We start from the raw sequence: 24,140 nt of genomic DNA, 5'->3' as shown, positions 1-24,140 counted from the left end.
GTCATTTCAACGGGCTTGCGCCACATCCACCAACCCCCATGAATTTGGCTAGGTTGATGCGGCGTGCCGCCGCCGTGAGGCTGCGCTCGCTCAGCAGCGCGTCGAGAACGACGAGAAGATTCAGATCGAGCCCTTTGAAACGAATGTCTTAGCTATCCATAGCGTGGATGAATTTGATTGAAACAAAGGATTTTACCAATTTTCCGGAATGTCGCATGGACCTGGCAGGATCTCAAGTGCGCCGATCACTGCCCCTATCGCGTGGCGAGTCCCTTGAGAAGAGCCCGAAAGAGGAAATCTGTCGCGTGCGGTGGAGATTGTACTGGAAATGAGAGGCAGCGCTCCGATCATGTCGAACTCTCCGACGAATGGCGGACCGGTACAATAGTTGATCGCAACTGGTCCGGAGCTATGAAACATCTCGATTACATATGAGGTGCCGAGTGAATACGCTGACAGCACCCACCGTCGCAGCGTTTAGCTGACGTTTGACGACGGTTCCTATCCATTTACACGCAGATTCTTGATGTGCTGGCGCAAAAGCGGGAGGCCGGCGACTTTTCTTCGTCATCGGGCTGACGCCGCAGAAGCCGGAACTCGTCCGGTTCCTATGGGCATTGGGCTTGGTCGGCGCACAGGGCTCCATGAGGGGCAATTTTGGCAACGCGACGCGACTCGGGTTTTGAACGACGCCGAAAACGCAAGCTGGAAAGGAACAAGATGGCAGATCAACTCGCCAACGAAATAATCGCCATGATCAAGAAGCGCGCCGCGTCGGAGGGCGGCATAGCGCCTGCCACAGGCGGCGAGATAACGGCTGCCACGAGACTGACTTCGCTCGGTATCGATTCACTGGGATTGGCGGACGTTCTCTGGGACCTGGAGCAGGCCTACGGCATCGAGATCGAGATGAATACGGCCGAGGCATGGTCGGATCTCCAGAATGTTGGGGACATGGTGGAAGCCGTGCGCAGCTTGCTCGCTACGGGGGTGTGAATGGACAGGCGCGTCGTGATTACTGGGATTGGCGGGATTTGCGGGCTTGGGACCAACACCGCCGCCATTTGGACAGAGATGCGAGAAGGCCGCTCCGCCATCGGCCCAATCGTCAACTCCGAGCTCCATGAATTGAGGGTCAGGATTGGTGCCGAGATCAAAGCGCTGCCGGAGCATGACATCGACCGCAAGCAACTCATCTCCATGGACCGCTTCAGCCTGCTCGCTGTTCTTGCGGCGCGCGAAGCCATGCGTCAGGCCGGACTTTCCTCCAAAGAGGGAAATAGCTATCGCTTCGGTGCGACGGTGGGCGTTGGCGGCTGCGGGTGGGATGCGATCGAGCAAACCTACCGCGCCATCCTGCTGGGCGGTAAGCGTGCCGCTCTCTTGACTGTACCCAAGGCGATGCCGGGTGCCGCTGCCGGCCAGGTCAGCATGAGTCTCGGCCTGCGCGGGCCGGTCTTCGGCGTCACGTCCGCCTGTTCCTCGGCAAACCATGCGATTGCCTGCGCGGTGGACCAGATCAGGCACGGCCGGGCCGACGTGATGCTTGCCGGCGGCAGCGAAGCGCCGCTCATATGGGGTGTGCTGAAGGCATGGGAAGCGATCCGCGTGCTTTCGCCCGATGCTTGCCGGCCATTCTCGGCCGATCGCCAGGGCCTATCGCTTGGTGAAGGCGCCGGCATGGCGGTGCTGGAAAGCTACGAGCATGCCCTGGCTCGGGGCGCCACCATCCTTGCCGAAATTGCCGGTGCCGGCCTTTCCGCCGATGCGTCCGACATCGTCGCGCCGACTGTCGAGGGGCCGGAGGCAGCAATGCGGGCCTGCCTTGCCGATGCCAGGCTGGACGCCGAGGATGTCGACTATCTCAACGCGCACGGCACCGGCACAAAGGCCAACGACCAGATCGAGACGGCGGCGATCAAGCGAGTCTTCGGTCAGCACGCCTTCTCAATGTCCATTTCTTCTACCAAGTCCATGCACGCGCATTGCCTCGGCGCGTCCGGCGCGCTCGAGTTGATCGCCTGCGTGATGGCTATCCGCGAGAGCGTCGTGCCGCCGACTGCCAATTATCGTGAGCTGGACCCCGATTGCGATCTCGACGTCACGCCCAATGTGGCACGCGAGCGCAAGGTGCGCGTGGCACTGAGCAACTCCTTCGCCTTTGGCGGCACGAACGCGGTTCTGGCGTTCAGGCAGGTGTAGAAGCCATGAGAGATGCCTCCGGCAACATTATCTCTCGCATCCAGATGCTTGCCAGATAACTATTGTGAAGGGCGGGTCATTGACCGCCTCGGCGAATGCGGGAAGTGGCAGCGGAAGCTCGACGATCCGGGGGTATCGTCTTTGCGAAATTCTTAACTGTTGAAGCGGCTTGGACGTACCGCCGCCCCGTAAAAGGTAAGCGAGGCCCTGCGGGCTCGGCTTGAGGGTCTGAAGCTGTACACGACAATGTCTGGAAGCCTCAGGGTCGGCTCTGCGCCCGTTATAGCCGCCTGAGTGCTGCCGGCCCGGGCCGCGCCGCGGGCGCCGTCAACGAACTCCTTGAACCTGCGGACCTTGCCTGTCTTGGCCGACGCTTCGAAGCGTGCCGTCGTGCTGGCCTCCAGATCCGCGACATGCTTGCGCAGGGTCGTGGTGGGCGCGAGGCCAAAGATGAAGTCGACGTCGTTGGCGCGGCACCAGTCGATGACCTGCGGGTTGCAATAATGGCTATCGCCGCGGAGCAGGATACGAATGTTCGGCCAGTTGATCCGGATCGCCCGCACCAGACGGCGCAGGTGGGGGCGGATCTCAGCCCCACTCGGCCGCTTGGCCGGTCGCAGGATCGCGCTGACGAACCGTCCCGCACCATCGAACACGACGATCGGCTGGAAGCCGTACTCGTCATGGTGGGCATTGAACAGGCGAAGCTGTTGGCCTCCGTGCACAGCGTCGAAGGTGTCGTCAATGTCGAGTACGATCCGCTTCGGCACCTGCCGGAACGAGGCGCAATAGAGATCGACCATCCCCCGTCCCATCGACCAACTCCCGCACGCCGGGTAGGTTCTCCAGCCGGCACAGCGTCGATTTCGACGCCAGATCCCGACCCGACGGCAGCGCATCCTGGGCCATCTTGAAGACCGGATCGCGGCGCAGCCGGTTGGCGTCGTTGCCGTCCTCGTAGCCCGCGGCGATCATCTTCATGCGAAAGCCGATCATGTCCGCCAGGCTGTGGACGACCTGGTCCGGGCAGCGCGGATCGTCGATGCAACGCGGCAGACGCTCGGCCATCCGCAACCGCTTTTCCACCTCGGCCAAGGCCAGAACGCCGCTGTTGGACGACAGCATGCCGCCGAAACGGGCGACGACGGACTTGCCGCCGACTGATGACAAACCGCTCAGCGGCAGCGCAAGATCGTTCATGGTGGGTGTGGTCTCCGGGAAATTTCGGATCGGCTTAAGCAACCAAATCCTACGTCATTTCAAGGCTTGCGCCACATCCACCAACCCCCATGAATTTTTCAGGCTAGCAGAGAGGGTGCTTGCGGTGCACTCACTGAACGAGATCGCAAATGGACGCGCGTAACCACCAGAAGAAGCGCGCCGGCAGCCTGGGCGGGGGGCTTGGGGGTCAGACTGCCGGCGCACGCCACTCACGAAGAGCGGCCCCTTTTCGTGGTTCGAACGCCCATAGTCAACCCGGAAACGTCAGGATGCCCGCCATGTTAATTTCAGAGCGGCGCGACTTCGCCATGTTGGACGATTCAGCCCGTAGGCCGAGTTGATGCTCAAGCCAGCATCGCCTTGCCGAACTAGGAAGAGTTCGCCGTTACAATCCTTCGTCGCGAGCCGATGCCGTCGTGCACGTTTCGTAGCACTCCGGGCGGCTATATCGCTTTGTTGTTCGGCGAGCTGCGCCAGAAGGCATTCGCATCCAATCGAATCAAGGGTCGACATCAGCCGCAAGCTTCACATCACAACAGCTAGTCCACCCATTGCAGATCATCCGACTGATCAGGCGGCGTCCGAAATGTCCAACTCCGACTCAAGAATTCCCACAGGTATGGAAAGCGATTTCGCTATCCGATCCCGATAGCCCTTGCTGTACCTCAGACCTCGCTCGATGTTTTGGATTTCCTCAGCGGCCAGCCCGCACGCGACCGCCAGGTCGTCGATCGAATATCCAAGGTGCTCGCGATAAGCGCGGACGATGTGGGTTCCCTGGGACATAGCCGTCAAGACTGGTTCGGGAATGCGCGAATCCTTCATAAACATCTCCAAGAACTGGGAGCTCCCTCGGAGATTCCTCCCCGCGGCGCACACCTAGCAAATAAAAAAAATGGTCGTCCATTCGGCCGAACCGGCCTCATGATGGGCCGCTGAACTCGCCGGGCCGGAATATGGCGGCTCACCTGCTTCTGATCAAGTATCAAGGCTACCCGTGCTGAGAGCCTGGTCGGCGTAGCGCATGCGACCTGCGATCCTTCGTGGACCATTCTCGCCGATGGCTTTCTTGAACAGCAACTCGAACTTTCGGCACGGACACTGCCAGCTTCGGCAATCTCCACCGGCGAGGCAGCGAAAGACCCGCTCGTAACCGCTACCGAGTTTCGCAATTGCAGCAAACAATGGTCATCTGGTTTGATCCGGGCTTCGGATCCAGACAAGGGGTACCGCTTTCCTGGAGGCGCATCGCCACCTGTACAGGTTCACAATCATTCGACCGTGACCGATTTTGCGAGATTGCGCGGCTGGTCTACATCCGTCCCCATGAAGAGCGCCGTGTGGTAGGCTAGAAGCTGTATCGGGAGCGAGAAGATCATTGGCGCGATAATCTCGTCGACAACCGGCAGCACGAGCGTGTGCATGGTTTCGAGTTTCGATACGGCTGCCCCTTTTTCATCGGTGATGAGGATAATCCGCCCTCCACGGGCAGCCACTTCCTGCATGTTGGAAACGGTCTTGTCGAAAAGACGGTCATGGGGCGCGATGACGATCACTGGCATGTTCTCGTCTATCAATGCGATCGGCCCGTGCTTCAATTCACCCGCTGCATAGCCCTCGGCATGGATGTAGGAAATCTCCTTGAGCTTCAGCGCACCTTCCATCGCTAGCGGGAAACTGGTGCCACGGCCGAGATACAGGACGTCACGACACTTTGACAGTTCGCGCGACAAGAACTCGATTTCCGGCTGGATGCTCTCGAGTACGTGGCCCATCACGCGCGGCAATTCGGCGAGGCTCCTGACGAGCCCCTGCAGCTCGTCTTCGGGGACGGTCCCGCGGGCTCTGGCCGCGCCGATGGCGAGTGCTGCTAGAACGGCAAGCTGGCAGGTAAAAGCCTTGGTAGAGGCGACGCCGATCTCCGGTCCGGCAAGGATCGGGAAAACCGTATCGGCCTCCCGAGCGATGGTCGATTCGCAGGCATTGACGATAGCGCCAATTTTCAGCCCACGCTCCTTGCAGTACCTCAATGACGCAAGCGTATCGGCGGTTTCGCCGGACTGCGAGATGAAAAGAGCCGCCGACTGCGGCGGCAACGGGATCTCGCGGTAACGGAATTCGGACGCAACGTCGATTTCAACCGTCAGGCGCGCATAGCGCTCGAACCAGTATTTTCCGATCAGTCCGGCGAAATAGGCGGTCCCGCAGGCAGAGATCGCCAAGCTCGGGACCTTGGCGAAATCAATGCCAGGAACCATGTCGCGACTGTCTATGATGTTAATGTAATGACGGAGAGCATGGGCGATGACCTCGGGCTGCTCGTAAATCTCCTTCTCCATGAAGTGGCGATGGTTGCCCTTGTTGGCCAGATCGGCCGCGGCCGTGGAGATATGGCGCGGACGCTCGACGGGACGGCCGTCGATATCGAAGATATGGGCGCCCGAATTGCCGACAACGGCCCAGTCGCCGTCGATGAGATAGGTAATTTCATTGGTGAAAGGAGCAAGGGCGATTGCGTCGGAGCCCAGGAACATCTCGCCGTCGCCGTGACCGATCGCGAGCGGTGGTCCGTTGCGCGCCGCCGTGATGGTCGTCGGTTCATCTTCGAAGAGGATGGCAAGCGCATAGGCGCCCTTGACGCGTTTCAGCATGGCACGCGTGGCCTCTTGCGGCCTCATGCCCTCTCGGCGGTATCTTGCCAAGAGATGCCCAACGACCTCGGTGTCGGTGTCGGTCTGGAACTCGGCGCCATCCGCCGCCAATTCGTCCTTCAGCTCGGTGAAATTCTCGATGATGCCGTTATGGACTACGGCGACACCGTCGCTAAAGTGCGGGTGCGCATTGCGTTCGGTCGAGGCCCCGTGGGTTGCCCAACGCGTGTGGCCGATGCCGACGTTGCCGCTCAGCGGCTCTTCCTTCAGTCGCGTCTCGAGATTGACGAGCTTGCCCTCGGCGCGCCGGCGGTGCAAGGCACCCTCGATGATCGTCGCAACGCCGGCGGAATCATAGCCGCGATATTCCAAACCCTTCAACGCGCCGATCAACCGATCCGACACCGGCTGTTGCCCAACGATGCCAACAATCCCGCACATGTTCGTCTCCGCATCTTTGCGGGCAGCACCAGCCCACGCGAGACGGATACCCGTCCGGCCGCTTTAAGTGGCGGCCTTGTAGTAGTAATCCATAATATTGGTAAAATTGATTGTTGTGATAACTACCATCCACCCGATGGATAGGTCGGCCGCTGTGGGGCCACGACCCAAACTTCTATTCGCGCCTGACGCTCTTATGAGGATCGCAAACTCACACCCGCGGCAGGATCACGGCCTCAGAAAGGCCAGGAGGCCTTGGACAGTGGACGGACGACGGGCCTGCGGGTAGGAGCATTGTGCCGCCGACTTGGGCATCGGCGATGGTCTGTCTTGGCGACAGCCTGAGTTCGCTTCAGGACCGTCGTCGTCTCGCGCGGCTGCCGGTGTCAGTTGACGATAACAAAATGTCCGCCGGGGGCGAGCGCCTCGCGCACGGCACGTGCCAGCCGCGGTCGGTCCGGGACGCCGTCGAAGGCGTTGGCCGTGAAGACGAAGTCGACGGGGCGTGACACCAGAGTAGCGAGTTCATAGCGCATAGCCGGCGACGAATTCGCAATTGGTCGCGCCGGCGCCGGTCAGCCGGCGCTGCGCGGCCTCCAGCTGGTCGGCGTAGTGCGACGACATGGCGGGCGATTGTGGCGATCGGCACAGCCGCCCCGCAACAGAGGTCGACCACCTCCATGCCCGGCTTCAGCCCGGTTGTCGCAAGCGCCATCTTCGCTGCGGTCGCGCTTGTCATGCTGCCCTTTCCTAGCCTTTGCAAGAACACGAACCTCGGCTTCGGTCGGAATGGCAACGTGGCGAAGGGCGACCCGATCTGCGTCAAGCTCATCGCCACGGAAGAGGCGAATGATAGGCAGCCCCACTACCGCCTGATCACCACCGGCGGCCGCCGATGTTCCCAGCATTCGCGTTCCAAGGTCGGCATGTCGTGCTCCTCGCTGGCATAGCCGAGGCAGAAATAGCCGATCAGCGTCCATTCGGGCGGCGTGTCGAGAATTTCGGCCATCTCGGTCGCATCGAGGATCGACACCCAGCCCATGCCGATGCCCTCCGCCCGCGCCGCCACCCACAGTGTGTGCACTGCCATGACGGCCGAATAGTCGATGGTCGCCGCCATGGTCATGCGACCGAGCCCATGGCCTTGTCGGGTCGTGTGGTCGGCGAAGACCGCGAATTGACAGGGCGCCTCGTCGAGCCCGGCAAGCTTCAGCCGGGCATAGAGTGAGGCGCGCTCTCCCGAAAAGCGCGTGAGCGCCTCGGCATTGCAGCGCTCGAAGCAGTCTCTCACGGCAGTGCGCCGCTTGAGGCTCTCGACCACTACGAAGCGCCAGGGCTGGCTGAGGCCAACGGAGGGCGCAATGCTGGCGAGCTCGAGCAGGCGTTCCAGCGTACCCTCTGGCAGAGCCGTTGGCTCGAAGCGCCGCACATCCCTGCGCCAGCGCAGCAGCGTGATCAGCCCGGAGCGAAAATCGTCGGTGAAATCTGGAGGTGACGGCATGGCGGTCTCGTTAGGTATGTATTGGGCACTAGGGAGTACAGTGTGGACAGCCTCTGCCTATTGCCAAGCTGGCTTGTTGCGTCCGACAATCGCGTCATGCGACCCCAACCGCAAACGATAGAAAAATCTTTCCTGGTGGGCGGCGCTATTACGATGCAATCGACCAAGCCAGTTTCGATCAGCTCGCAGGGCGGTGAATCGTGTACCAGGCCGTTGCTAAATGCGCCATTGACACTCAGGCGCACCCGTATCGCTCACCAAGCCTCGGAACGAGGAGAACGTCGGCCTGGAACGCGGAGACGGCGACAGGCGTCTCAGCTTGCATATACTCGTTCCTACAGCACCGCCTGCAACTCAGTTTGCTTCCGACCACGACCGGCCTCGACGTCCCCGAAGATTCCCAGGTCATTCGGCAGATACCATCGTCTGACGTCATAGCGCCGCAGCGGACAGCACCAGCTGCCCAATTTCATTTGGGGCATCGCTGAGCTTCCAGTCGCCACCGCAATTTCGTCTTCCAGCAGCGTCAGGCATGACCCAAAATTGGAGCTCATCCCTCTCACGGTCAATTCGCGCTTGAATTACATGTTCTACTTTCGTTCACTGTTCGGACGACACATTAGAAAGAGCTGGAATGGAACCTATCATCAGCCCTACGACAGCCGCCAAAGGCGGCCGCTGTTCAAGCCCGCCGAAAAGTTTGGATGCCGTTCACAAGGGGAAAGCATTGGTGGGACCATGCCGGAACCATCTACCTCTTTGTTCTTCTCGGAGAAACATCGCCCGGGCCAGTGGTCTCTCGGAGAGTAAAAATAACTGACGCGCATCAGGGCTCGCGCATGTGGAACGCGATGAGCATCCCCAGTTACTGGCACATTCTACAATCAGCTACCAACTGACAAACGTATGGCAGGAGACGGATGAGACGTGGACGGTGTTCGACCGTCGTACCGCAGAGTCGCCATGTCGCATTTAGAAGGTCCTAATATTTGATGCAAATGGCTGGGAACGTTGCTCACCCTCAACTCGGACGTGACCGTTACCATAAACAGCGAATGGGCTGGTGCCGTCATGAAGTTGGAAGGCGACTTGCCTCCTCTAGCCGTTTTCGCAACCTATCCCGTCGCCGTCTCGGTCAAGATCATAGATATCGGTGCCTACGACAGAGACCGGCCCGTGTACGTATGCGGGACCATTGCCCTTTCCGGAGGAACAGTCGACATCGCTGGCGATTGGAACACAGGCGCCTGTGTAGTTAGGGTCGCAGGATTCTTGGCCATGAGCGCTGCTGATGAATAACGCCAGAACCAGAGCGACCGCGCCTAGACGACCAAACCCCATCAAATACCCGCCAGCTAACACCCAAGAAATCTTAGCGGGCATTTTAGCTCCATGCAATATTAGCGCTGGCTTGGGCGCCTATATATCACCACCAAGCTCCAAAGAGATGAGTTATTGCCCGACTGCAATGATCAAGATCGGGTTGAGGGTCGCGCGATGGCGGGCTACTTGATTTCGGTTTGGCAGATGCGTGGCCAAAGACCGACGCGTGCTGCCAGGGATATGCATCTGCGGCGGGGTTTGACTTTTGGTATTGCTAGGCAGGAAGGTCGCTTGCTGTACAGAGGAGCTTATTGCCGAGGTTGAGAATCCTAGTACCGATCGATGGTGGTGCATCCCACAGCAGTCTGATTTGCGACAGCCGTCGTCGAGCCGGAGTGCGCATCGCCCTCTTCGGTGAGGCCTCCGTAAGCGTCTGCGACGACCGACAGAGTCGACAAGCACGCGCTTCGTTCAGCGCCCCGAGGTGATCATGGCTGAAAAGCGGTCCTACAAGGGCGGGCGATGTTAGCCTTCAAGGCCGACAAGAGGCAAACGCTATGGGATCGTGTGCAGGGCGAGGTCGGCGTCCCGGTCCCGAAGGAGCATAAGAAGGACTAGGCGGAATGGCTGAAGCCGGGACTGGTCGGCCGGGTCACGAGGAGAAGGGCGACGAGAAGCTGCGCCTCGCAAGGCTACTGGATTACTGGGAGGCTAACCAAAGAGCGCGGCCAGTCTTGGGTATATTGTACGATTGTTACCCAAGCGGCGGCCGCATGGACTCTCATCATCGTGGAACTACATTGCCACAATGGCACAGCTCTTTGAATCCGCCCCAATGAGCGCTTCATTTCAGATGATCGTCGACCACTACGAGACAGCGGTTTCACTCCAGGAGCGCATTGTAACTCGCGCTCGACAAGTCGGCTTGGCGACCAAAAGCGATGACGAATTTCTGGAGCATTTGAATGCGGCGTTAGAGCGGGTGCGCCAAACCCTGGCTGGCGCCGATCAACGCAGTTAAAATGGGACATCCGCGGTCCGCAGGCATACAGTGTGCCATCGACGGCAACTCTAAGGGCGTCCGTCGGCTGTGAGCGATCAACATGCTTCCGCCCCAATAGGGAGAGGGAGCTATGACAGATTCCAAATCACAAACTCACACTGCCGCGCAATGCGACACCGGCCAAAATTCCATCTATCGCAATTCGCTGCTGCTTCGAATGTGCTCGGCAGATTTGGCCTTGCTGCAACCTCATTTGAAAAGCGTCTCCCTTGGACTGAAGACGCATCTCGAAGTGGCGGGGTCTCCAATCAGAACCGTGTACTTCTTCGAGAGCGGTCTCGGGCCAGTGGTGGGCGAACTGCGGCCTGGTATTGAAGCTGAGATCGGAATCATAGGTTGTGAGGGCATGACCGGCTCAGCGCTTATCATGGGCGATGACCGGTCAACGCACGATTGTTACGTCCAATTAGAAGCCCGAGCCTTTGTTATCGACGCGGGCCTCTTCACCAAGGCGCTTTTGACAAGCCCAACCCTGCGAAGTTTTCTGCTCCGCTACGTTCACTACTTTCACCTCCAGGCAAGCTTCACCGCGCTCAGCAATGCCCGGATGAACATCGTCGATAGGCTCTCAAGATGGCTGGTGATGTGTGATGATCGCGTCGAGGGGAACAGCTTTGCGATTACGCACGAGTTCTTATCAGTTATGCTCGGTGTCAGGCGGCCCGGCATCACCATAGCGCTGCAAACCTTGGGCCAAGGTATGATACGCTCAAGGCGAGGAGAGGTAGTCATTCTTGATCGCGCGCGTCTATTGCGCTGGCAGATGGGTCATATGGCAGGGCTGAAGCCGAATACGCTCGGCTAGTCGGCAAACTGCATTGACCGCAGGCGCCGCGGCGTCCGTAGCGCCGCGACGGTGATCGCCAACGAACGTGCTCGAACAGGAGATGGTCGATTTCCTGCATTGGAGTCATGTCCGGGTAAGCCGCCTAGACAGAGCCTTCACCGCCGACGTTGCCGAGCATCGGGATCCAAGACGAAGCTGTCATGCCGGCACCGCTGCATGCGCCACGCGAGGAACAAACCGCCCCTCGCAGTCGTTCAGGATTGCGAAGCACGATACGGCTGTGCACCACCTTCCGGTGACTCCAAAGGAGACCCGAGATGACTCGGTCCGTAGAGGAGGTTTTCGAAGAGCATCTGAGGCTTCGCGTGGCAGGCGATCTCGAGGAAGCTGGAGCAATGGCGAGACTCATTGCGCCAGCCGCATAGCCTTATCTTGCCTCACAACGGGAAGGCTGTTTCGGGACTTTTCGAAATCAGCGGATCACAGGCTCGCCATGGAAGCGGCGGCGCGATGGAGGAGAAACGCCGAAGCCAACTTCCATCATCAGCCGTGGCCTGTGCGACGGCACGGTGCCCATATGGAACCCGAACGGATCCTCGACGAAACCGAAACCGGCCTTGCCGGTCAGCGTGACCGGACTCTGCTTGCCGTAGACGTCCAGAATCTCTTGCGCTGGATGGCCGACGACAAGCGTAAATTGGTGCTTGAGGGCGCGGCGATCATGGCTGCCGCGAACATAGATATGCGGGCCGGTCCCCTCGTCGACGGGCACTAGATAGAAAAAGAACTTCAGCATCCGCCAGTCGTCCAGGTCGAAATGGTATTTGCCGAGCGAAGCCAGGTTCTTGTCGGCGTCCGACGCCTGGCCGGTCGGGAAGCTCCACCAGACGCGCGTCGTGATCAGCGTCGCCTGGCCGCCGAGATAGTGCGCGGCGATATCCATGAGCAGCGGATCGTTTTGGATGGCAACGGCCGACTTACAGCCCAGAATGCGCTCGAAATAATGGCCGCTGAGCAACGGACGGCCAAATCGCGCCTCAGCCTCCGCATGCTCCGCCGGCATGAATTCGAGTCGGCGATCGAAATTGCCGAAACAAGGTGTGCACCTTGCGAATGCGGCTACATCTTCAGCCACCATTGCAGGCAGGACAAGGCCGGGAAAAAGCCCATCCATCCGCAGCGCGTCGACAACGTCGTGGCAATTGACACCGGCAAACATCGTGTCCTGGGCTCTTTGCGGCCTTCGGACCGGCTTTGCACCACGCCAGTGCATTCTCCGTGCCGGCATGGTGCGCGCCAACATGAACATGGGCAGCCACGCCGGATTTTCGCGAATATCCGACAGGTAGGTCGGAATGCGTACGGCTATGCGACGCAGCATGCTGCCGTTTCGCGCGATTGTCTCAAGGCTTGCAGCGCCGGCTTTGTCGGAGTTCATAACGGTCATCGGGGTCCTCAGGTCATGAATGCACTTATCGACGAAGTTGGGTCCCGGTGTTTCGCCGAAACCCGATTCGCCGCGGAAGAACTAGGCGCTTGCCACGTTTTGTGCAACGCACCATTGCAGTGAGAAATGGAGGTTGCGCGTTCGGATAAGACGATCGCAACCACCCCAATTACCTCAGGAACTGTCTGTAGCCGCCGCCCATCAGATAGCGGCCACGTTGAATGGCGCGGCGTACCTGATCGCGAAGATGGCCGCCTGGATGACGCCAATCTTCTTCGACACGGCGTCTCCCGAACAAGGCAATGGCGACCTCCTGATGAGATGCTCCCGCGAGCGAGCCATCCAAAGCCTGCAGTACAATACGCAGACGCGCTCCCCGGTGTTCCGGCGGAAAGCAAGCAGCTGACACGCGGCGGCAATCATTGATGTCGTTCAGGAACTGAAGGGCAGCGACATGGAACTTGAGGTGCTGCGGCTGAAGGATTGCGTCGACATATAGCCGCAACGGGCGGAGGACGGACGCACCGGAAACGGCGATCTGCAGACTCCGGCAGTTCTCCCTCAGCAGCACGTGCTGCATGCCCGCAGCTGTCAACAGGATGTCCTTGCAGCATGAGAGCGAAGAAAGGTGAAGCGGTTCAAAATCGTGGTCGAGCCCCAGCGGCTCCGCGGCCGCTCGTAGAATACAGGCGCAATCGCGCGGATCCCAAAAGACCCTCGCCGATGTAGCGTCCGACTGTGGCGCGTCCGCGAAAAAGGAGGCTCCATTGTCTTAGGAAAGCTGATTCTGTCGTCAACTCGATTATCTTCATGTCGGCCTCGGCTCCGACAAAGCAGGCGGACGGTGCCATTTTGGCGTGGTCGCGCTGGAATTGTGGATTGCGCCGAAGAAACTCCCAAGCCCAGCCAGTCCGTGGCAATCGTCTGGCGTAGTGGTAAGCGTCCTGGCGACGCCAGTCCGGCCAGCATACAAGGCCGACCGTCGCTTCCTTGGGCAAACCAGCATCCTTCATGGCACAGGTGTCCACAATGGCGCTATGCTGACGGGCCTAGAACCGGTTGCCACAGTACCGGTCCGCTCAGACGTCCCCTGCTGCGGATTCGCAAAAGGCTCGCGTGGGAAATCTCGAGAAACCCAGCCACCGCCTCCGTTTTGCCGACGCACTTGGGTTCTCCGATGCGCGACAATGGCCACGTAGCAAGGCGGAGGATCCGCTCCATGCGCGTGTCCGTCACCGTTACGATCCGGGTCAGATCCTTGGCCAAGCCGAACTCGATCATGCCCGCGAAGAGCTCGTAGGTCGCCTGGGCCAGCCCGCCCGCTGCCTTGGGCGCCGACGGAGGAAGATCGAGCGCGAAACGACTGCTCTCCCATATGTCGGTGGTCGAGGGCACGACGTCAGCACCCAGCAGCACCGGGAAGGTGTCGCGCAACATTGTGGGTCCGGTGCTGGGCAAAAGACGCACGCAACCGCGAATTCGCCAGTCGGATCCTTTGAGGAGCAGATAGACAGGCTTGAGAGCATCAAACGGATCGGATTCCATCTGGTCTTCGGTATCAACTTCCCAATCGAGCCTTTCCTTGAAGACCCGAAACCTGAGCCCATGCATCTCTTTGAGTTCGCCTGCAAACTCGTTGTAAAAGTCTGGTGCTATCAGTTGCATCATGGTCGCCTCCATGTGGGATGTGTTCCCGCCATCGAAGGGCAAAGCTGACATCGATGCAGCCTGTAGAGGTTTACAGGTATCGTGGCTGAGAATCAGGATCTCGTCAGGCCGGAGGCAGCCATTCGTGCAACGGCTTGGTTGATCGTTCGAACGCCAAACTTTGCCTTGGCGTTTTCCAGATGAAAGGTCACGGTGCGCTTTGAGACGCCGAGAAGCTGGCTAGTATCCCAAGCCGACTTGCCGCGCGCCGCCCATTTCAGGCACTCGAACTCCCGCGGGGTGAGCGTTACACCATCCACCACGCGATGATCGGCGAGCCTGCGCCGGACATGGATATGAAAGTTGATGGCCACCAGCTGCAATGCTTTTTCGTAACGTGCCAGTGACCGCAACAGAGGCGGACGGGACTCGTCGGAAGCAAAGGTCAGGGCAGCAAACCGGCCGAGATGATCATGCATGGACATCGTCAGGCCGCCGCAGATGCCAAATTCAGCCGCACTCTCTAGAATTTGTTGCTGCGAATTCGGCAGACAGTGCCGAGCGCGATCCACACCCCAATCGAATATATCCCAGCCTTGCAGCCCGCGCAGGATGACCGGATCGAGACTGTGGTACCGCTGTTGCAGATAACGTGACGTCCAGGATGAAGGATAGTTTGAAATCAATTGGGGGGCGTCGCCGGAGGCTGACGGGTAGGTGAAATAGGCGAATAGCGGGAAGTCGAAGCCGGCTGCAGCGGAGGCCATTGCCTCACAGAGATCGGCAGCATCAACACTTGCAGACAGTTGCTCGACGAAGTTCTCAAACACGCGATGCATGTGTCCTGTGCGTAACCTCCGTAACGCTCAATGCCAGGCAGAGACCTTGTTTGACGAATACGGCGCGTGCCGAGAACGTGGCTAATCTGTTGAACCAATCCGAAATAGTCTGACGTTGTCTATGAGCCGTGTGCCGCCGAGCCAGGCGGCGGCAAGCAACCGTGCCGGTCGATCGAGGCTTGTTGTCGGGTGCAGATCTGCCTCATCGCGAAGTTCCAGGTATTCGACCTCGCGATAGCCTGCAGCCAGAATTGCTGCGCGAGATTCTGCAAGCGTTGGCAGGATGGGTGAGCCGCGCTCAAGCCGCTCAGCCGTCTTGAGCAGGACCGATGATAGCTTGGGAGCAACAGCGCGTTCCGCTGGCGAGAGCCGCACATTGCGCGATGATAGCGCAAGACCGTCGGCTTCACGGACTGTCGGACAGGCAACAATGGTGATTGGAATATCCAGATCCCGGGCCATGCGCCTGACCAGGTGAATTTGCTGAAAGTCCTTTTCGCCAAAGAAGCCGAAGTCAGCGCTGGTCTGCAGGAAGAGCTTGGCGACGACGGTCGCCACGCCGTCGAAATGCCCCGGCCGGAATGTACCGCACAGGCCTTCGCTGACACCGCAAACCGAAACGGTGGTGGCGAAGCCCGCCGGATACATCTCCTCTGCATCTGGCGCATAAAGCAGGTGCGCGCCAACCGGTGCCAGTTTGGCGGCATCCTCGTCCTCGGTGCGGGGATAGGCGGCAAGATCGGCCTGGCTGTTGAATTGCTTCGGGTTGACGAAGAGCGTCACTATCACACGGTCTGCCTTCTCGAGTGCAGCGCGCACCAGGCTGAGATGGCCCTCATGCAGGACGCCCATCGTTGGCACCAGGGCTATCCTCACACCTTCGCAGCGCCATGCGGCGACGCTTTCGCGAAGCTGGTCAACGCTCCTGACGATCGGCACGCTCACGCTGCTTCTCCGCTCTTGGTGGCGTCCGTGTCGGCGGGCTTGGGCGCATCGGCAAACACGTGCTCTGCGGCGGGAAACTGGCGCTCCTTCACCTCGCGCGCATAGGAAGCGATCGCAGCCGCAGCCGCCTCCCGGAGTTCAGCATAGCGCTTGACGAACTTGGGCCGGAAGTCGCCGAAGAGGCCCAGCATGTCGTCCACGACGAGAATCTGGCCGTCACAGGCTGCCGAGGCACCGATGCCAATGGTCGGGGTCGCCACCTCCTTGGTGATCCGGCGGGCGAGCGCCTCAGGAACCTTCTCCAGGACGACCGCAAAGGCGCCCGCTTCGCCCACCGCAATTGCGTCGCGCCTGATGCGCTCGGCATCCCCGCCCCTGCCCTGTACGCGGTAGCCACCGATGGTGTTGATGGCCTGCGGCGTCAATCCGACATGGGCCATGACGGGCACGCCGCGTGCGGCGAGGAAGCCGATCGTCTCTGCCATCGCTTCGCCGCCTTCGAGCTTGACGGCCGTGCAGCCGGTCTCGGCCATGACGCGCGCGGCATTGCGGAAAGCCTGCTCTGGGCTTTCCTCGTAGGAACCGAACGGCAGGTCGACCACCATCAGCGCCTGCTTGATGCCACGGCGCACCGCCTGGCCGTGCGTGATCATCATCTCCAGCGTGACACCGAGCGTCGAGGGCAGGCCGTGGAGAACCATGCCGACGCTGTCGCCGACGAGCACCACATCACAATGGGGATCGACAAGCCGGGCGACTGGGGTGGTGTAGGCGGTAAGGCAGACGAGCGGCGTCCGACCTTTGCGCGAACGAATATCCGGCGGTGTGATCGCCCTGGTGTCACCATAAGCGCTCATGGGACCCTCCTTCCCCTACGTTACCAGCTGCGGCTGTCGCCTTTGGCACATTTTTGTGCAGGTGCGAAGAGCAAAAAAATGGCCATGCAGCTGCGGGGTGTTGACGTGCCAATTGGCACGCTTACACTAAATCGATTAAGGTGCCCCCGAGCTGGCCAAATAATGGACGATCAGGCAATAGGACTCAGGAAACACAGAGCCGCCGGCAAGGCCGACAACGTCAAAGTGGACTTGATCGCCTTTGTGGTCGCCGTAAACGGCAATCAACCCTGTGTCCTCACCATCGGCCAGGCGGACACCTTGCCCTCCGGTCCCTTTGCGCTTGAGCACCGATCGCTGCAATCCGGCTTGAGGGGGTGGGTCGAGCAGCAAACCGGCCATCGGCTGGGGTACATTGAGCAACTCTACACGTTCGCGGATCGGGATCGCATCGGCGCCGAGCGCCAGCAGCGCGTCATCTCCATCAGCTATCTCGCATTGACGCGCAAGGAACAGGCAGCGGGCTCGCCCAAGTGCGGATGGCAGAGTTGGTATGAATATTTTCCATGGGAGGACCACCGCTCCGGCACGCCTGCGGTCGTGCTGGACGTTCTGCGGCCGCGCCTGATCGAATGGGCAAACGGCGTTGGCGATTCGGCCACGCGACGTGAACGCTGGCAGCGGGCGACGATAGCCTTTGGCTTCGACGACCGCCTTTGGAACGAGGAACTCACGCTTCAACGCTATGAGTTAGTCTACGAAGCAGGCCTGGTCCAAGAGGCCGTAAGAGGGCGGGACGCAGGACCCCCGCCGCTGGTGCCCAGCAAGTCCATGGTCGCCGATCATCGCCGCATCGTGGCGACCGGTATTGCGCGGCTGCGCTCCAAGATCAAATACCGCCCAGTCGTCTTTGAGCTGATGCCGCCGGTCTTCACGCTTTTGCAGCTGCAGCGAACCGTGGAGGCGCTCGCCGGCAGGCTCATCCACAAGCCGAACTTTCGCCGACTGATCGAACAGCAGGAGCTGGTCGAGGAGACCGGAGAGGCCACCACTGAGACCGGCGGCCGGCCAGCGAAGCTTTTCCGTTTCCGCCACGCCGTTCTCGACGATAGGCTCATCGCCGGGACAAAATTGCCGCTGGCGCGGGGTTGACATCCCTTATACTCACAGCAAGTATATGCTGGTTATTTTCAGTTAGAGTATAAGCGGGAGGGGTCTATGGGCGCCATGCTGCCTACGGCCGCGTTGCTTTACGAGCGCGTCCGACGAGTGATCCCGCCGATCGAATGGCCGGCTTTCGCCGAGGATATCGAGGCGATCCTTGCGCTGAAGCGCGAGCGCAACGCGATCATCCTGGCGCACAACTATCAGACGCCCGAGATCTTCCACTGCGTGGCCGACATCGTCGGCGACAGCTTGGCACTAGCCCGCACGGCTGCGACGGTCGAGGCGCAAGTCATCGTGCTGGCCGGCGTCCATTTCATGGCCGAAACGGCCAAGCTCCTTAATCCGGGCAAGACCGTGCTCATTCCGGATCTCAGCGCCGGTTGCTCGTTGGCGGACTCAATCACGGCAGAAGACGTGCGCTTGATGCGCCAGCGTTATCCCGGCGTTCCGATCATCACTTATGTAAATACGTCCGCCGAAGTGAAGGCCGAGTCGGATATCTGCTGTACATCCGGCAACGCCAAGGCGGTCGTCGAATCCCTTGGGGTTCTCCGGGTGATCATGTTGCCGGACGAATATCTGGCCCAGAATATCGCCGCCCAGACAGATGTGCAGATCATCGCCTGGAAAGGGCGTTGCGAGGTGCATGAGCGCTTTACACCGGCCGACATCCGCGAGTTGCGCGAAAGCCACCCCGGCGTGGTCGTGCTCGCCCATCCCGAATGCCCGCCCGACGTCGTGGCTGAAGCAGATTTTTCCGGCTCGACGGCTGCCATGTCCGACTATGTCGAAAGGCAAAGGCCGCCACGTGTCGTGCTGATGACGGAATGCTCAATGAGCGACAACGTCGCGTTAGCGCACCCAGAGGTCGAGTTCATCCGGCCCTGCAATTTGTGCCCGCACATGAAGCGGATCACGCTTGCCAACATCCGCACCGCGCTCGAGCAGAACCACCATATCGTAACCGTCGAACCCGGGATCGCCGGGCGCGCGCGGCTAGCGGTCGAACGGATGCTGGCAGTTTGAGCGCCGACCTCCGCAGCTTCTTCGGGCGGCCCATTATCATCGGCGGCGGCATCGCCGGACTGATGACCGCGCTTCAACTGTCGCCGGAGCCGGTGCTTCTTCTGTCAAGGTCGCTGCTGGGAGCTGACAACTCGAGCAACTGGGCCCAGGGGGGCCTGGCTGCAAGTTTCGGCGAAGACGACGATCCGGCAATGCACCTGGCCGATACGGTTGCCGCAGGGGATGGTCTCTGCGACAGAGACGTGGCGAGCCGCATCCTCCAAGCCGCGCCCAAGGCCATAGAGGGGCTTGCGGGCTTTGGGGTTCGCTTTGACCGCACGCCGGAAGGATCACTGTGCCTCGGATTGGAGGCCGCACACAGCCGACGTCGCATCGTTCATGCGCATGGGGACGGCACCGGGCGTGAGATCATGCGTGCGCTGATCGCGGCTGTGCGTTCCACTCCGTCGATAGTTGTCGTGGAGGGCGTGGAAGCGCGCCGGCTCGCCGTGCGAGAGAATGCGATCCGAGGCGTCTGGGCGAGCTGTTCGATCGCACCTTTCTTCTTCGGCTCACGGCGGGTCGTCCTCGCCACCGGTGGCATCGGGGGACTGTTTCTCGACACCACGAACCCTTGGGGCAGTTGCGGACAAGGCCTTGCGCTTGCGGCCCGCGCTGGAGCTGTCCTAGCCGACCTCGAATTCATCCAGTTCCACCCGACCGCCCTTGACGGCCCAGAACGGCCTATGGCGCTGGTCAGCGAGGCTGTGCGAGGCGAAGGTGCTGCCCTGATCGATGAAACCGGCCAGGCTTTTCTCCAGAGCGTGCCAGGGGCGGAACTTGCGCCTCGCGATGTCTTGGCCCGCGCCGTGTGGAACCATCTTGCGGACGGCCACCATGTTTTTCTCGATGCCCGACAACGGCCAGGCCCGGCATTCGCTCGACATTTCCCGACAATCGCATCAGCCTGCCTTGGAGCGGGCATCAATCCCGCGCGCGATCTCATCCCTATTCGTCCGGCCCAACACTACCACATGGGTGGCGTTGCCGTGGACTGCTCGGGCAGGACCTCCGTCAAGGGGCTGTGGGCCTGCGGCGAAGTCGCTTCGACAGGACTGCATGGCGCCAACAGGCTCGCCAGCAATTCCTTGACCGAGGCAATCGTGTGCGCCCGCTGGGTCGCTGAAAGCGTCGCCGGAACGCCTGCGCGCAGAACAAGGCCTGCGTTTGCGAACGTTTACCCACCGCCCGCTCCGATAGCCGTGCGCGTTTTTCTGTCGCGCGCACTCGGCATCGTCCGGGATGGTCAAGGGTTGAAAGCAGCCGCGCGTGCCTTATTGCCGCTCGCCGAAAGCAAGGATGCGGTCTCGGATCCGGCGGCTGTCGGGCTAATGATTGCTGTTGCCGCCTTGTTGCGCGAAGAAAGCCGCGGCGCTCATTACCGGACAGATTTTCCTCATCATGCGACTGCCGCCCGACGGTCCGAAATCACGCTCGAAGCCGCCTTGGCGGCTGCGCGGGCACTCGGACACTCGCCAAGCTCCGAAGGTGCAAAGTGATGATGCTCTCACCGCTCCCCACGGTCCTGCTTGAGCCGCTTGTCCGGGCATCTCTTCTTGAAGACCTTGGCAGAGCCGGCGACTTGACCACGGACGCCATCGTCCCGAAGGAATACCAAGCGGGAACCGTGTTGGTGGCGCGACAGTCCGGAGTTGTCGCCGGCATCGATCTGGCGATGCTCGCTTTCGGCATGATTGATCCTGGTGTCGAAATCTCCGTGGAGCGGGCAGACGGCTGCAATGTCGTGGATGGAGAGGTCATTGCATCAGTGGTTGGCCCGGCCCGAGCCATTCTCACAGCGGAAAGGACGGCACTCAATTTTTTGTGCCATCTGAGCGGCATCGCCACAGCAACGGCATCGATCGTCGCTGCGGTTCGTGGATATGGCGCGAAGATCGTCTGCACCCGCAAGACAACGCCCGGATTGCGGGCAGTCGAAAAGTATGCCGTGCGCGCAGGTGGCGGGTCCAATCACCGCTTCGGCCTGGACGATGCAATTTTGATCAAGGACAACCACATCGCCATCGCAGGCGGCGTCCGGCCAGCGCTCGAGCGAGCACGAAGAGCGGCCGGTCATCTCGTCAAGATCGAAGTCGAAGTCGATACTCTGGCCCAGTTGGAGGAGGTACTTGGCTTCGCTCCCGATGCGGTTCTGCTCGACAACATGTCCCTCCCCGATCTTCGCCGCGCCGTCGCAATGGTCGGTGGCCGCGCTATCACCGAGGCTTCTGGCGGGATCACGTCGCATACAGCGCGAGCGGTTGCCGCGACCGGCGTTGATCTGATTTCGGTCGGCCGACTCATCCACAGCGCGCCGATCCTGGATATCGGCCTCGACCATCGGGGCTCATGATTGTCTGAGTAACGAACAGGATTGGGTCAACTATCCTTTCCGATCATCATAGTCAGATAGCAAGACCCGCAAGACAGACCGGAGGAACAGCATGGAGATGCAAACGGCAAGTTCAACGCAGACATCGCCGCACGCTCAATCGCCTGACCCGCCTGACGCTGGAGCGTGGACCCTGGAAAAGGCTCAGGCACTTTACCATGCCCCCTTCAACAATCTCCTCTTCCTGGCGCAGACCGTGCACCGCCAGAATTTCGATCCAAACAAGGTCCAGCTCAGCCGGCTGCTCAGCATCAAGACCGGAGGATGCCCGGAGGATTGTGGCTATTGCAGCCAGTCGGCGCGTCACGAAACCGGGTTGGAGGCGTCCAAGCTGATGGATGTCAGGCGCGTCATCGCCGAAGCGACCAAGGCGCGTGATGCCGGCGCCACCCGTTATTGCATGGGCGCGGCCTGGCGAAACCCCAAGGCGCGCGACATGGATGCGGTGGTGGCGATGGTCGAAGGCGTCAAGGCGCTGGGCCTGGAGACCTGCATGACACTCGGCATGCTCGATCTTGAGCAAGCCGCTCGACTGAAGCAGGCGGGTCTCGACTACTACAACCACAACATCGATACGTCAGAACGTTACTATAGCGAGATCATCGGTACGCGGAGCTTTGCCGAGCGGCTCGAGACGCTCGAGCACGTTCGCAAATCCGGCATCAAGGTCTGCTGTGGAGGCATTGTCGGCATGGGCGAGGAGCCGGTGGACCGGATCGACATGCTGGTGACGCTGGCCAATCTCCCGGAACATCCGCAAAGCGTTCCGATCAACATGCTGATCCCGATCGCCGGTACGCCGCTTGCAGACGCCAAGCCCATTGAGCCGATCGAATTCGTGCGCGTGATCGCGCTGGCGCGCATCATGATGCCGAAATCGCATGTCCGTCTGTCCGCCGGCCGCACCGCGATGACCGACGAGATGCAGGCGCTGTGCTTTTTTGCCGGCGCCAACTCAATCTTCGTCGGCGACACGCTGCTGACGGCGGACAATCCCGGTGAGGACAAGGATACCCTGCTGTTCCGGCGCCTTGGCATCGATCCGATGGAACTCGAGGCGCAATGAACGGGGCGCCGCTTGCCCGTTATGATGCGACCTTGCAGGGGCTAGCGCGCAAGGACCGGCTGCGGACGCTTTCGCCCCGCGCCGGGCTGGACTTCTCGTCGAACGACTATCTCGGGCTGGCCGCGTCCAGAAGACTTGGCGATGCGGTTGTAGCGGCGATTGCGCGGGGCACGCCGGTTGGCGCCACCGGGTCGCGGCTGTTGCGCGGCAATGCACCGGAACACGAGCAGCTCGAGGCAGATGCGGCGGCATTCTTTGGAGCCGACCGCGCGCTGTTCTTCGGCAGCGGCTACATCGCCAACTTCGCTCTGCTGAGCGCCCTGCCGCAGAAGGGCGATCTTTTGGTCCTCGATGAGCTCGTCCATGCCAGCATGCATGAGGGTGCGCAGGCCGGGCGCGCACAGTTCGTGCTGGCCGCGCACAACGACGCCACCGCTGTCGAGGATGCGATTACACGGTGGCGCGTCGCAGGCGGCATGGGATGCGTCTGGATCGCGGTAGAAAGCCTTTACAGCATGGATGGCGACTGCGCGCCTTTGGAGAGCCTGGTCGCGCTTGCCGATCGGCACGGCGCATTCATCGTCATTGATGAGGCGCATGCCACCGGCGTCTGGGGATCGGACGGCCGGGGGCTTGCCGCCGCTTTCGCGGGCCGCGACAACATCATAGCGCTCCACACCTGCGGCAAGGCGCTCGGCGCATCTGGTGGGCTCGTGACCGGGCCGAGGGCACTGTGCGAATATCTGATCAACCGTTGCCGGGCATTCATCTACGCGACCGCGCCATCGCCACTGATGGCGGTCGTGGCGCGCGAGGCACTCGCAATGCTCGCCGACGAGCCTATGCGGCGTGTTCAGCTGCATGAACGCGTCGCCAGCGCCGGCCGGTTGGTCAATCGCTGGGGTGTGACACCAAGTGGCTCTCAGATCCAGCCCTTAGTAATCGGCGATGTCAGGCGCACCATGGCAGTGGCGGCGCGCCTGCAGGCCCGCGGCTTCGACATACGCGGCATTCGTCCTCCGACCGTGCCCGAGGGCACGTCGCGGCTGCGCATCTCACTGACGCTCAATATTGGCGAAGCCGACATTTCCGCCATGGTCGAGGCGCTGGTCGAGGTGTTGGCCCAAACATCACCGGAGGCGATATGACCCAACGCATCGTCATCACCGGAACGGATACCGGAGTTGGCAAGACCGTGTTTGCGGCTGGGCTCGCCGGTTTGCTGGACGGCTTTTACTGGAAACCGGTGCAATCGGGCCTCGACGGCGAGACCGACAGCGAGGTTGTCGCGCGGCTTGCCGGCTTGCCCTCAGAGCGCGTGCTGCCGGAAGCCTACCGCTTGCGGAGCCCGCTGTCGCCGCATCGTTCGGCCGAGATCGACGGCGTGGCGATCAAGGCTGCCGATCTTGCTTTTCCCGTCCTACCGACGCCGCTCGTCATCGAAGGCTCCGGCGGCCTAATGGTGCCGCTCAACCGGCGCACAAGGTTCATCGACATCTTCGCTGAATGGCGGCTGCCCGTTATTCTGTGCGCCCGCACCACACTCG

At 60.9% G+C, this 24,140-nt stretch carries 23 protein-coding genes and 3 pseudogenes; 12 read left to right on the top strand and 14 right to left on the bottom strand.

What is annotated here, in order from left to right; all coding sequences use genetic code 11:
- Positions 1 to 43: 43 nt before the first annotated feature.
- A pseudogene (locus NKI46_RS27415) lies at positions 44 to 145 on the bottom strand (LysR family transcriptional regulator); the annotation flags it as partial.
- A gap of 575 nt (positions 146 to 720) precedes the next feature.
- Here NKI46_RS27415 and NKI46_RS27410 point away from each other — a divergent pair.
- Both NKI46_RS27410 and NKI46_RS27405 read left to right on the top strand, forming a co-directional pair.
- Positions 721 to 996: an acyl carrier protein gene (locus tag NKI46_RS27410; protein ID WP_031206078.1), complete on the top strand. Its 276-nt coding sequence runs from the start codon at positions 721 to 723 to the stop codon at positions 994 to 996.
- Positions 997 to 2,202, top strand: a complete 1,206-nt coding sequence (locus tag NKI46_RS27405) for a beta-ketoacyl-[acyl-carrier-protein] synthase family protein (protein ID WP_023808085.1) — start codon at positions 997 to 999, stop codon at positions 2,200 to 2,202.
- Here the strand turns inward: NKI46_RS27405 and NKI46_RS27400 are convergent.
- The 6 genes and pseudogenes from NKI46_RS27400 to bluB form a co-directional block, all read right to left on the bottom strand.
- Positions 2,189 to 2,353, bottom strand: a pseudogene (locus NKI46_RS27400) (LysR family transcriptional regulator); the annotation flags it as partial. The gene NKI46_RS27405 and the pseudogene NKI46_RS27400 overlap by 14 nt on opposite strands.
- 169 nt (positions 2,354 to 2,522) lie before the next feature.
- Positions 2,523 to 3,402, bottom strand: a pseudogene (locus NKI46_RS27395) (IS1380 family transposase); the annotation flags it as partial.
- Positions 3,403 to 3,993: 591 nt separating this feature from the next.
- Positions 3,994 to 4,248, bottom strand: coding sequence for a helix-turn-helix domain-containing protein (locus NKI46_RS27390; RefSeq protein WP_031197535.1), 255 nt, complete (start codon positions 4,246 to 4,248; stop codon positions 3,994 to 3,996).
- A gap of 446 nt (positions 4,249 to 4,694) precedes the next feature.
- Positions 4,695 to 6,515: a glutamine--fructose-6-phosphate transaminase (isomerizing) gene (gene glmS / locus NKI46_RS27385; protein WP_023808082.1), complete on the bottom strand. Its 1,821-nt coding sequence runs from the start codon at positions 6,513 to 6,515 to the stop codon at positions 4,695 to 4,697.
- Positions 6,516 to 6,901: 386 nt separating this feature from the next.
- Positions 6,902 to 7,027 (bottom strand): class I SAM-dependent methyltransferase, encoded by a 126-nt coding sequence (locus NKI46_RS27380; RefSeq protein ID WP_352447890.1) that lies wholly within the window; start codon positions 7,025 to 7,027, stop codon positions 6,902 to 6,904.
- Between the two features lie 353 nt (positions 7,028 to 7,380).
- On the bottom strand, positions 7,381 to 8,016 hold the full coding sequence (gene bluB, locus NKI46_RS27375) for a 5,6-dimethylbenzimidazole synthase (RefSeq protein WP_023822519.1): 636 nt from the start codon (positions 8,014 to 8,016) through the stop codon (positions 7,381 to 7,383).
- A gap of 1,011 nt (positions 8,017 to 9,027) precedes the next feature.
- On the opposite strand from bluB, the gene NKI46_RS27370 reads away from it, so the two are divergent.
- The 3 genes from NKI46_RS27370 to NKI46_RS27360 all read left to right on the top strand — a co-directional run bounded on the left by NKI46_RS27370 (position 9,028) and on the right by NKI46_RS27360 (position 11,207).
- Positions 9,028 to 9,315, top strand: coding sequence for a hypothetical protein (locus tag NKI46_RS27370; RefSeq protein WP_352515365.1), 288 nt, complete (start codon positions 9,028 to 9,030; stop codon positions 9,313 to 9,315).
- Positions 9,316 to 10,147: 832 nt separating this feature from the next.
- Positions 10,148 to 10,360, top strand: coding sequence for a hypothetical protein (locus NKI46_RS27365; protein WP_155921670.1), 213 nt, complete (start codon positions 10,148 to 10,150; stop codon positions 10,358 to 10,360).
- A gap of 112 nt (positions 10,361 to 10,472) precedes the next feature.
- Positions 10,473 to 11,207, top strand: a complete 735-nt coding sequence (locus NKI46_RS27360) for a Crp/Fnr family transcriptional regulator (protein WP_352748958.1) — start codon at positions 10,473 to 10,475, stop codon at positions 11,205 to 11,207.
- Positions 11,208 to 11,661: 454 nt separating this feature from the next.
- Here NKI46_RS27360 and NKI46_RS27355 read toward each other — a convergent pair whose 3' ends face one another.
- From NKI46_RS27355 to panB, 7 genes are all read right to left on the bottom strand, one after another.
- Positions 11,662 to 12,636, bottom strand: coding sequence for a hypothetical protein (locus NKI46_RS27355; protein WP_023708080.1), 975 nt, complete (start codon positions 12,634 to 12,636; stop codon positions 11,662 to 11,664).
- Between the two features lie 169 nt (positions 12,637 to 12,805).
- The gene (locus NKI46_RS27350; protein ID WP_352515367.1) at positions 12,806 to 13,231 is read right to left on the bottom strand and encodes a DUF2285 domain-containing protein; all 426 of its coding nucleotides are present in this window, start codon (positions 13,229 to 13,231) and stop codon (positions 12,806 to 12,808) included.
- A 43-nt stretch (positions 13,232 to 13,274) separates the two neighbouring features.
- Positions 13,275 to 13,649: a transcriptional regulator domain-containing protein gene (locus NKI46_RS27345; protein ID WP_352515368.1), complete on the bottom strand. Its 375-nt coding sequence runs from the start codon at positions 13,647 to 13,649 to the stop codon at positions 13,275 to 13,277.
- Positions 13,650 to 13,671: 22 nt separating this feature from the next.
- A complete protein-coding gene (locus tag NKI46_RS27340) occupies positions 13,672 to 14,304 on the bottom strand; it encodes an acyl-homoserine-lactone synthase (protein WP_031206361.1) in 633 nt (210 codons plus the stop codon).
- 92 nt (positions 14,305 to 14,396) lie between these two features.
- Complete coding sequence (locus tag NKI46_RS27335) at positions 14,397 to 15,122, bottom strand: LuxR family transcriptional regulator (RefSeq protein WP_352748955.1); 726 nt, start codon at positions 15,120 to 15,122, stop codon at positions 14,397 to 14,399.
- 81 nt (positions 15,123 to 15,203) lie between these two features.
- Positions 15,204 to 16,067 (bottom strand): pantoate--beta-alanine ligase, encoded by an 864-nt coding sequence (panC, locus tag NKI46_RS27330; RefSeq protein WP_352515370.1) that lies wholly within the window; start codon positions 16,065 to 16,067, stop codon positions 15,204 to 15,206.
- Complete coding sequence (gene panB, locus NKI46_RS27325; protein ID WP_352515371.1) at positions 16,064 to 16,924, bottom strand: 3-methyl-2-oxobutanoate hydroxymethyltransferase; 861 nt, start codon at positions 16,922 to 16,924, stop codon at positions 16,064 to 16,066. The genes panC and panB overlap by 4 nt, the downstream gene beginning before the upstream one ends.
- 162 nt (positions 16,925 to 17,086) lie before the next feature.
- Here panB and NKI46_RS27320 point away from each other — a divergent pair, with 162 nt between their 5' ends.
- The 7 genes from NKI46_RS27320 to bioD all read left to right on the top strand — a co-directional run.
- Entirely contained in the window at positions 17,087 to 18,055 is a 969-nt protein-coding gene (locus NKI46_RS27320; protein ID WP_352515372.1) for an NUDIX hydrolase, read from the top strand.
- Positions 18,056 to 18,121: 66 nt separating this feature from the next.
- Positions 18,122 to 19,096, top strand: a complete 975-nt coding sequence (gene nadA / locus NKI46_RS27315; protein WP_352499300.1) for a quinolinate synthase NadA — start codon at positions 18,122 to 18,124, stop codon at positions 19,094 to 19,096.
- Positions 19,093 to 20,634 carry an L-aspartate oxidase gene (locus NKI46_RS27310; protein WP_352515373.1) on the top strand — a complete coding sequence of 514 codons (1,542 nt, stop codon included), beginning with the start codon at positions 19,093 to 19,095 and terminating at the stop codon, positions 20,632 to 20,634. Before nadA ends, NKI46_RS27310 begins: the two co-directional genes overlap by 4 nt.
- Positions 20,634 to 21,488 carry a carboxylating nicotinate-nucleotide diphosphorylase gene (gene nadC / locus NKI46_RS27305; protein ID WP_023807057.1) on the top strand — a complete coding sequence of 285 codons (855 nt, stop codon included), beginning with the start codon at positions 20,634 to 20,636 and terminating at the stop codon, positions 21,486 to 21,488. The genes NKI46_RS27310 and nadC overlap by 1 nt, the downstream gene beginning before the upstream one ends.
- A gap of 91 nt (positions 21,489 to 21,579) precedes the next feature.
- The gene (gene bioB, locus NKI46_RS27300; protein ID WP_031198738.1) at positions 21,580 to 22,593 is read left to right on the top strand and encodes a biotin synthase BioB; all 1,014 of its coding nucleotides are present in this window, start codon (positions 21,580 to 21,582) and stop codon (positions 22,591 to 22,593) included.
- Positions 22,590 to 23,741 (top strand): 8-amino-7-oxononanoate synthase, encoded by a 1,152-nt coding sequence (locus tag NKI46_RS27295; RefSeq protein ID WP_352659008.1) that lies wholly within the window; start codon positions 22,590 to 22,592, stop codon positions 23,739 to 23,741. Before bioB ends, NKI46_RS27295 begins: the two co-directional genes overlap by 4 nt.
- Positions 23,738 to 24,140, top strand: a 403-nt coding sequence (bioD, locus tag NKI46_RS27290) for an ATP-dependent dethiobiotin synthetase BioD (protein ID WP_352748950.1), incomplete at its 3' end; no start/stop codon positions are given. The genes NKI46_RS27295 and bioD, both read left to right, overlap by 4 nt.

The organism is Mesorhizobium sp. M0615, assembly GCF_040320805.1.
Taxonomy (GTDB): Bacteria; Pseudomonadota; Alphaproteobacteria; order Rhizobiales; family Rhizobiaceae; genus Mesorhizobium.
This window is presented reverse-complemented; position numbering and strand designations above follow the sequence as displayed.

Coding starts and splice junctions, on each gene's coding strand:
- NKI46_RS27410 (WP_031206078.1), top strand. CDS start 721: ATGGCAGATCAACTCGCCAACGAAATAATCGCCATGATCAAGAAGCGC.
- NKI46_RS27405 (WP_023808085.1), top strand. CDS start 997: ATGGACAGGCGCGTCGTGATTACTGGGATTGGCGGGATTTGCGGGCTT.
- NKI46_RS27390 (WP_031197535.1), bottom strand. CDS start 4,248: ATGAAGGATTCGCGCATTCCCGAACCAGTCTTGACGGCTATGTCCCAG.
- glmS (WP_023808082.1), bottom strand. CDS start 6,515: ATGTGCGGGATTGTTGGCATCGTTGGGCAACAGCCGGTGTCGGATCGG.
- bluB (WP_023822519.1), bottom strand. CDS start 8,016: ATGCCGTCACCTCCAGATTTCACCGACGATTTTCGCTCCGGGCTGATC.
- NKI46_RS27365 (WP_155921670.1), top strand. CDS start 10,148: ATGGCACAGCTCTTTGAATCCGCCCCAATGAGCGCTTCATTTCAGATG.
- NKI46_RS27360 (WP_352748958.1), top strand. CDS start 10,473: ATGACAGATTCCAAATCACAAACTCACACTGCCGCGCAATGCGACACC.
- NKI46_RS27355 (WP_023708080.1), bottom strand. CDS start 12,636: ATGACCGTTATGAACTCCGACAAAGCCGGCGCTGCAAGCCTTGAGACA.
- NKI46_RS27345 (WP_352515368.1), bottom strand. CDS start 13,649: ATGAAGGATGCTGGTTTGCCCAAGGAAGCGACGGTCGGCCTTGTATGC.
- NKI46_RS27340 (WP_031206361.1), bottom strand. CDS start 14,304: ATGATGCAACTGATAGCACCAGACTTTTACAACGAGTTTGCAGGCGAA.
- NKI46_RS27335 (WP_352748955.1), bottom strand. CDS start 15,122: ATGCATCGCGTGTTTGAGAACTTCGTCGAGCAACTGTCTGCAAGTGTT.
- panB (WP_352515371.1), bottom strand. CDS start 16,924: ATGAGCGCTTATGGTGACACCAGGGCGATCACACCGCCGGATATTCGT.
- NKI46_RS27320 (WP_352515372.1), top strand. CDS start 17,087: ATGGACGATCAGGCAATAGGACTCAGGAAACACAGAGCCGCCGGCAAG.
- nadA (WP_352499300.1), top strand. CDS start 18,122: ATGGGCGCCATGCTGCCTACGGCCGCGTTGCTTTACGAGCGCGTCCGA.
- nadC (WP_023807057.1), top strand. CDS start 20,634: ATGATGCTCTCACCGCTCCCCACGGTCCTGCTTGAGCCGCTTGTCCGG.
- bioB (WP_031198738.1), top strand. CDS start 21,580: ATGGAGATGCAAACGGCAAGTTCAACGCAGACATCGCCGCACGCTCAA.
- NKI46_RS27295 (WP_352659008.1), top strand. CDS start 22,590: ATGAACGGGGCGCCGCTTGCCCGTTATGATGCGACCTTGCAGGGGCTA.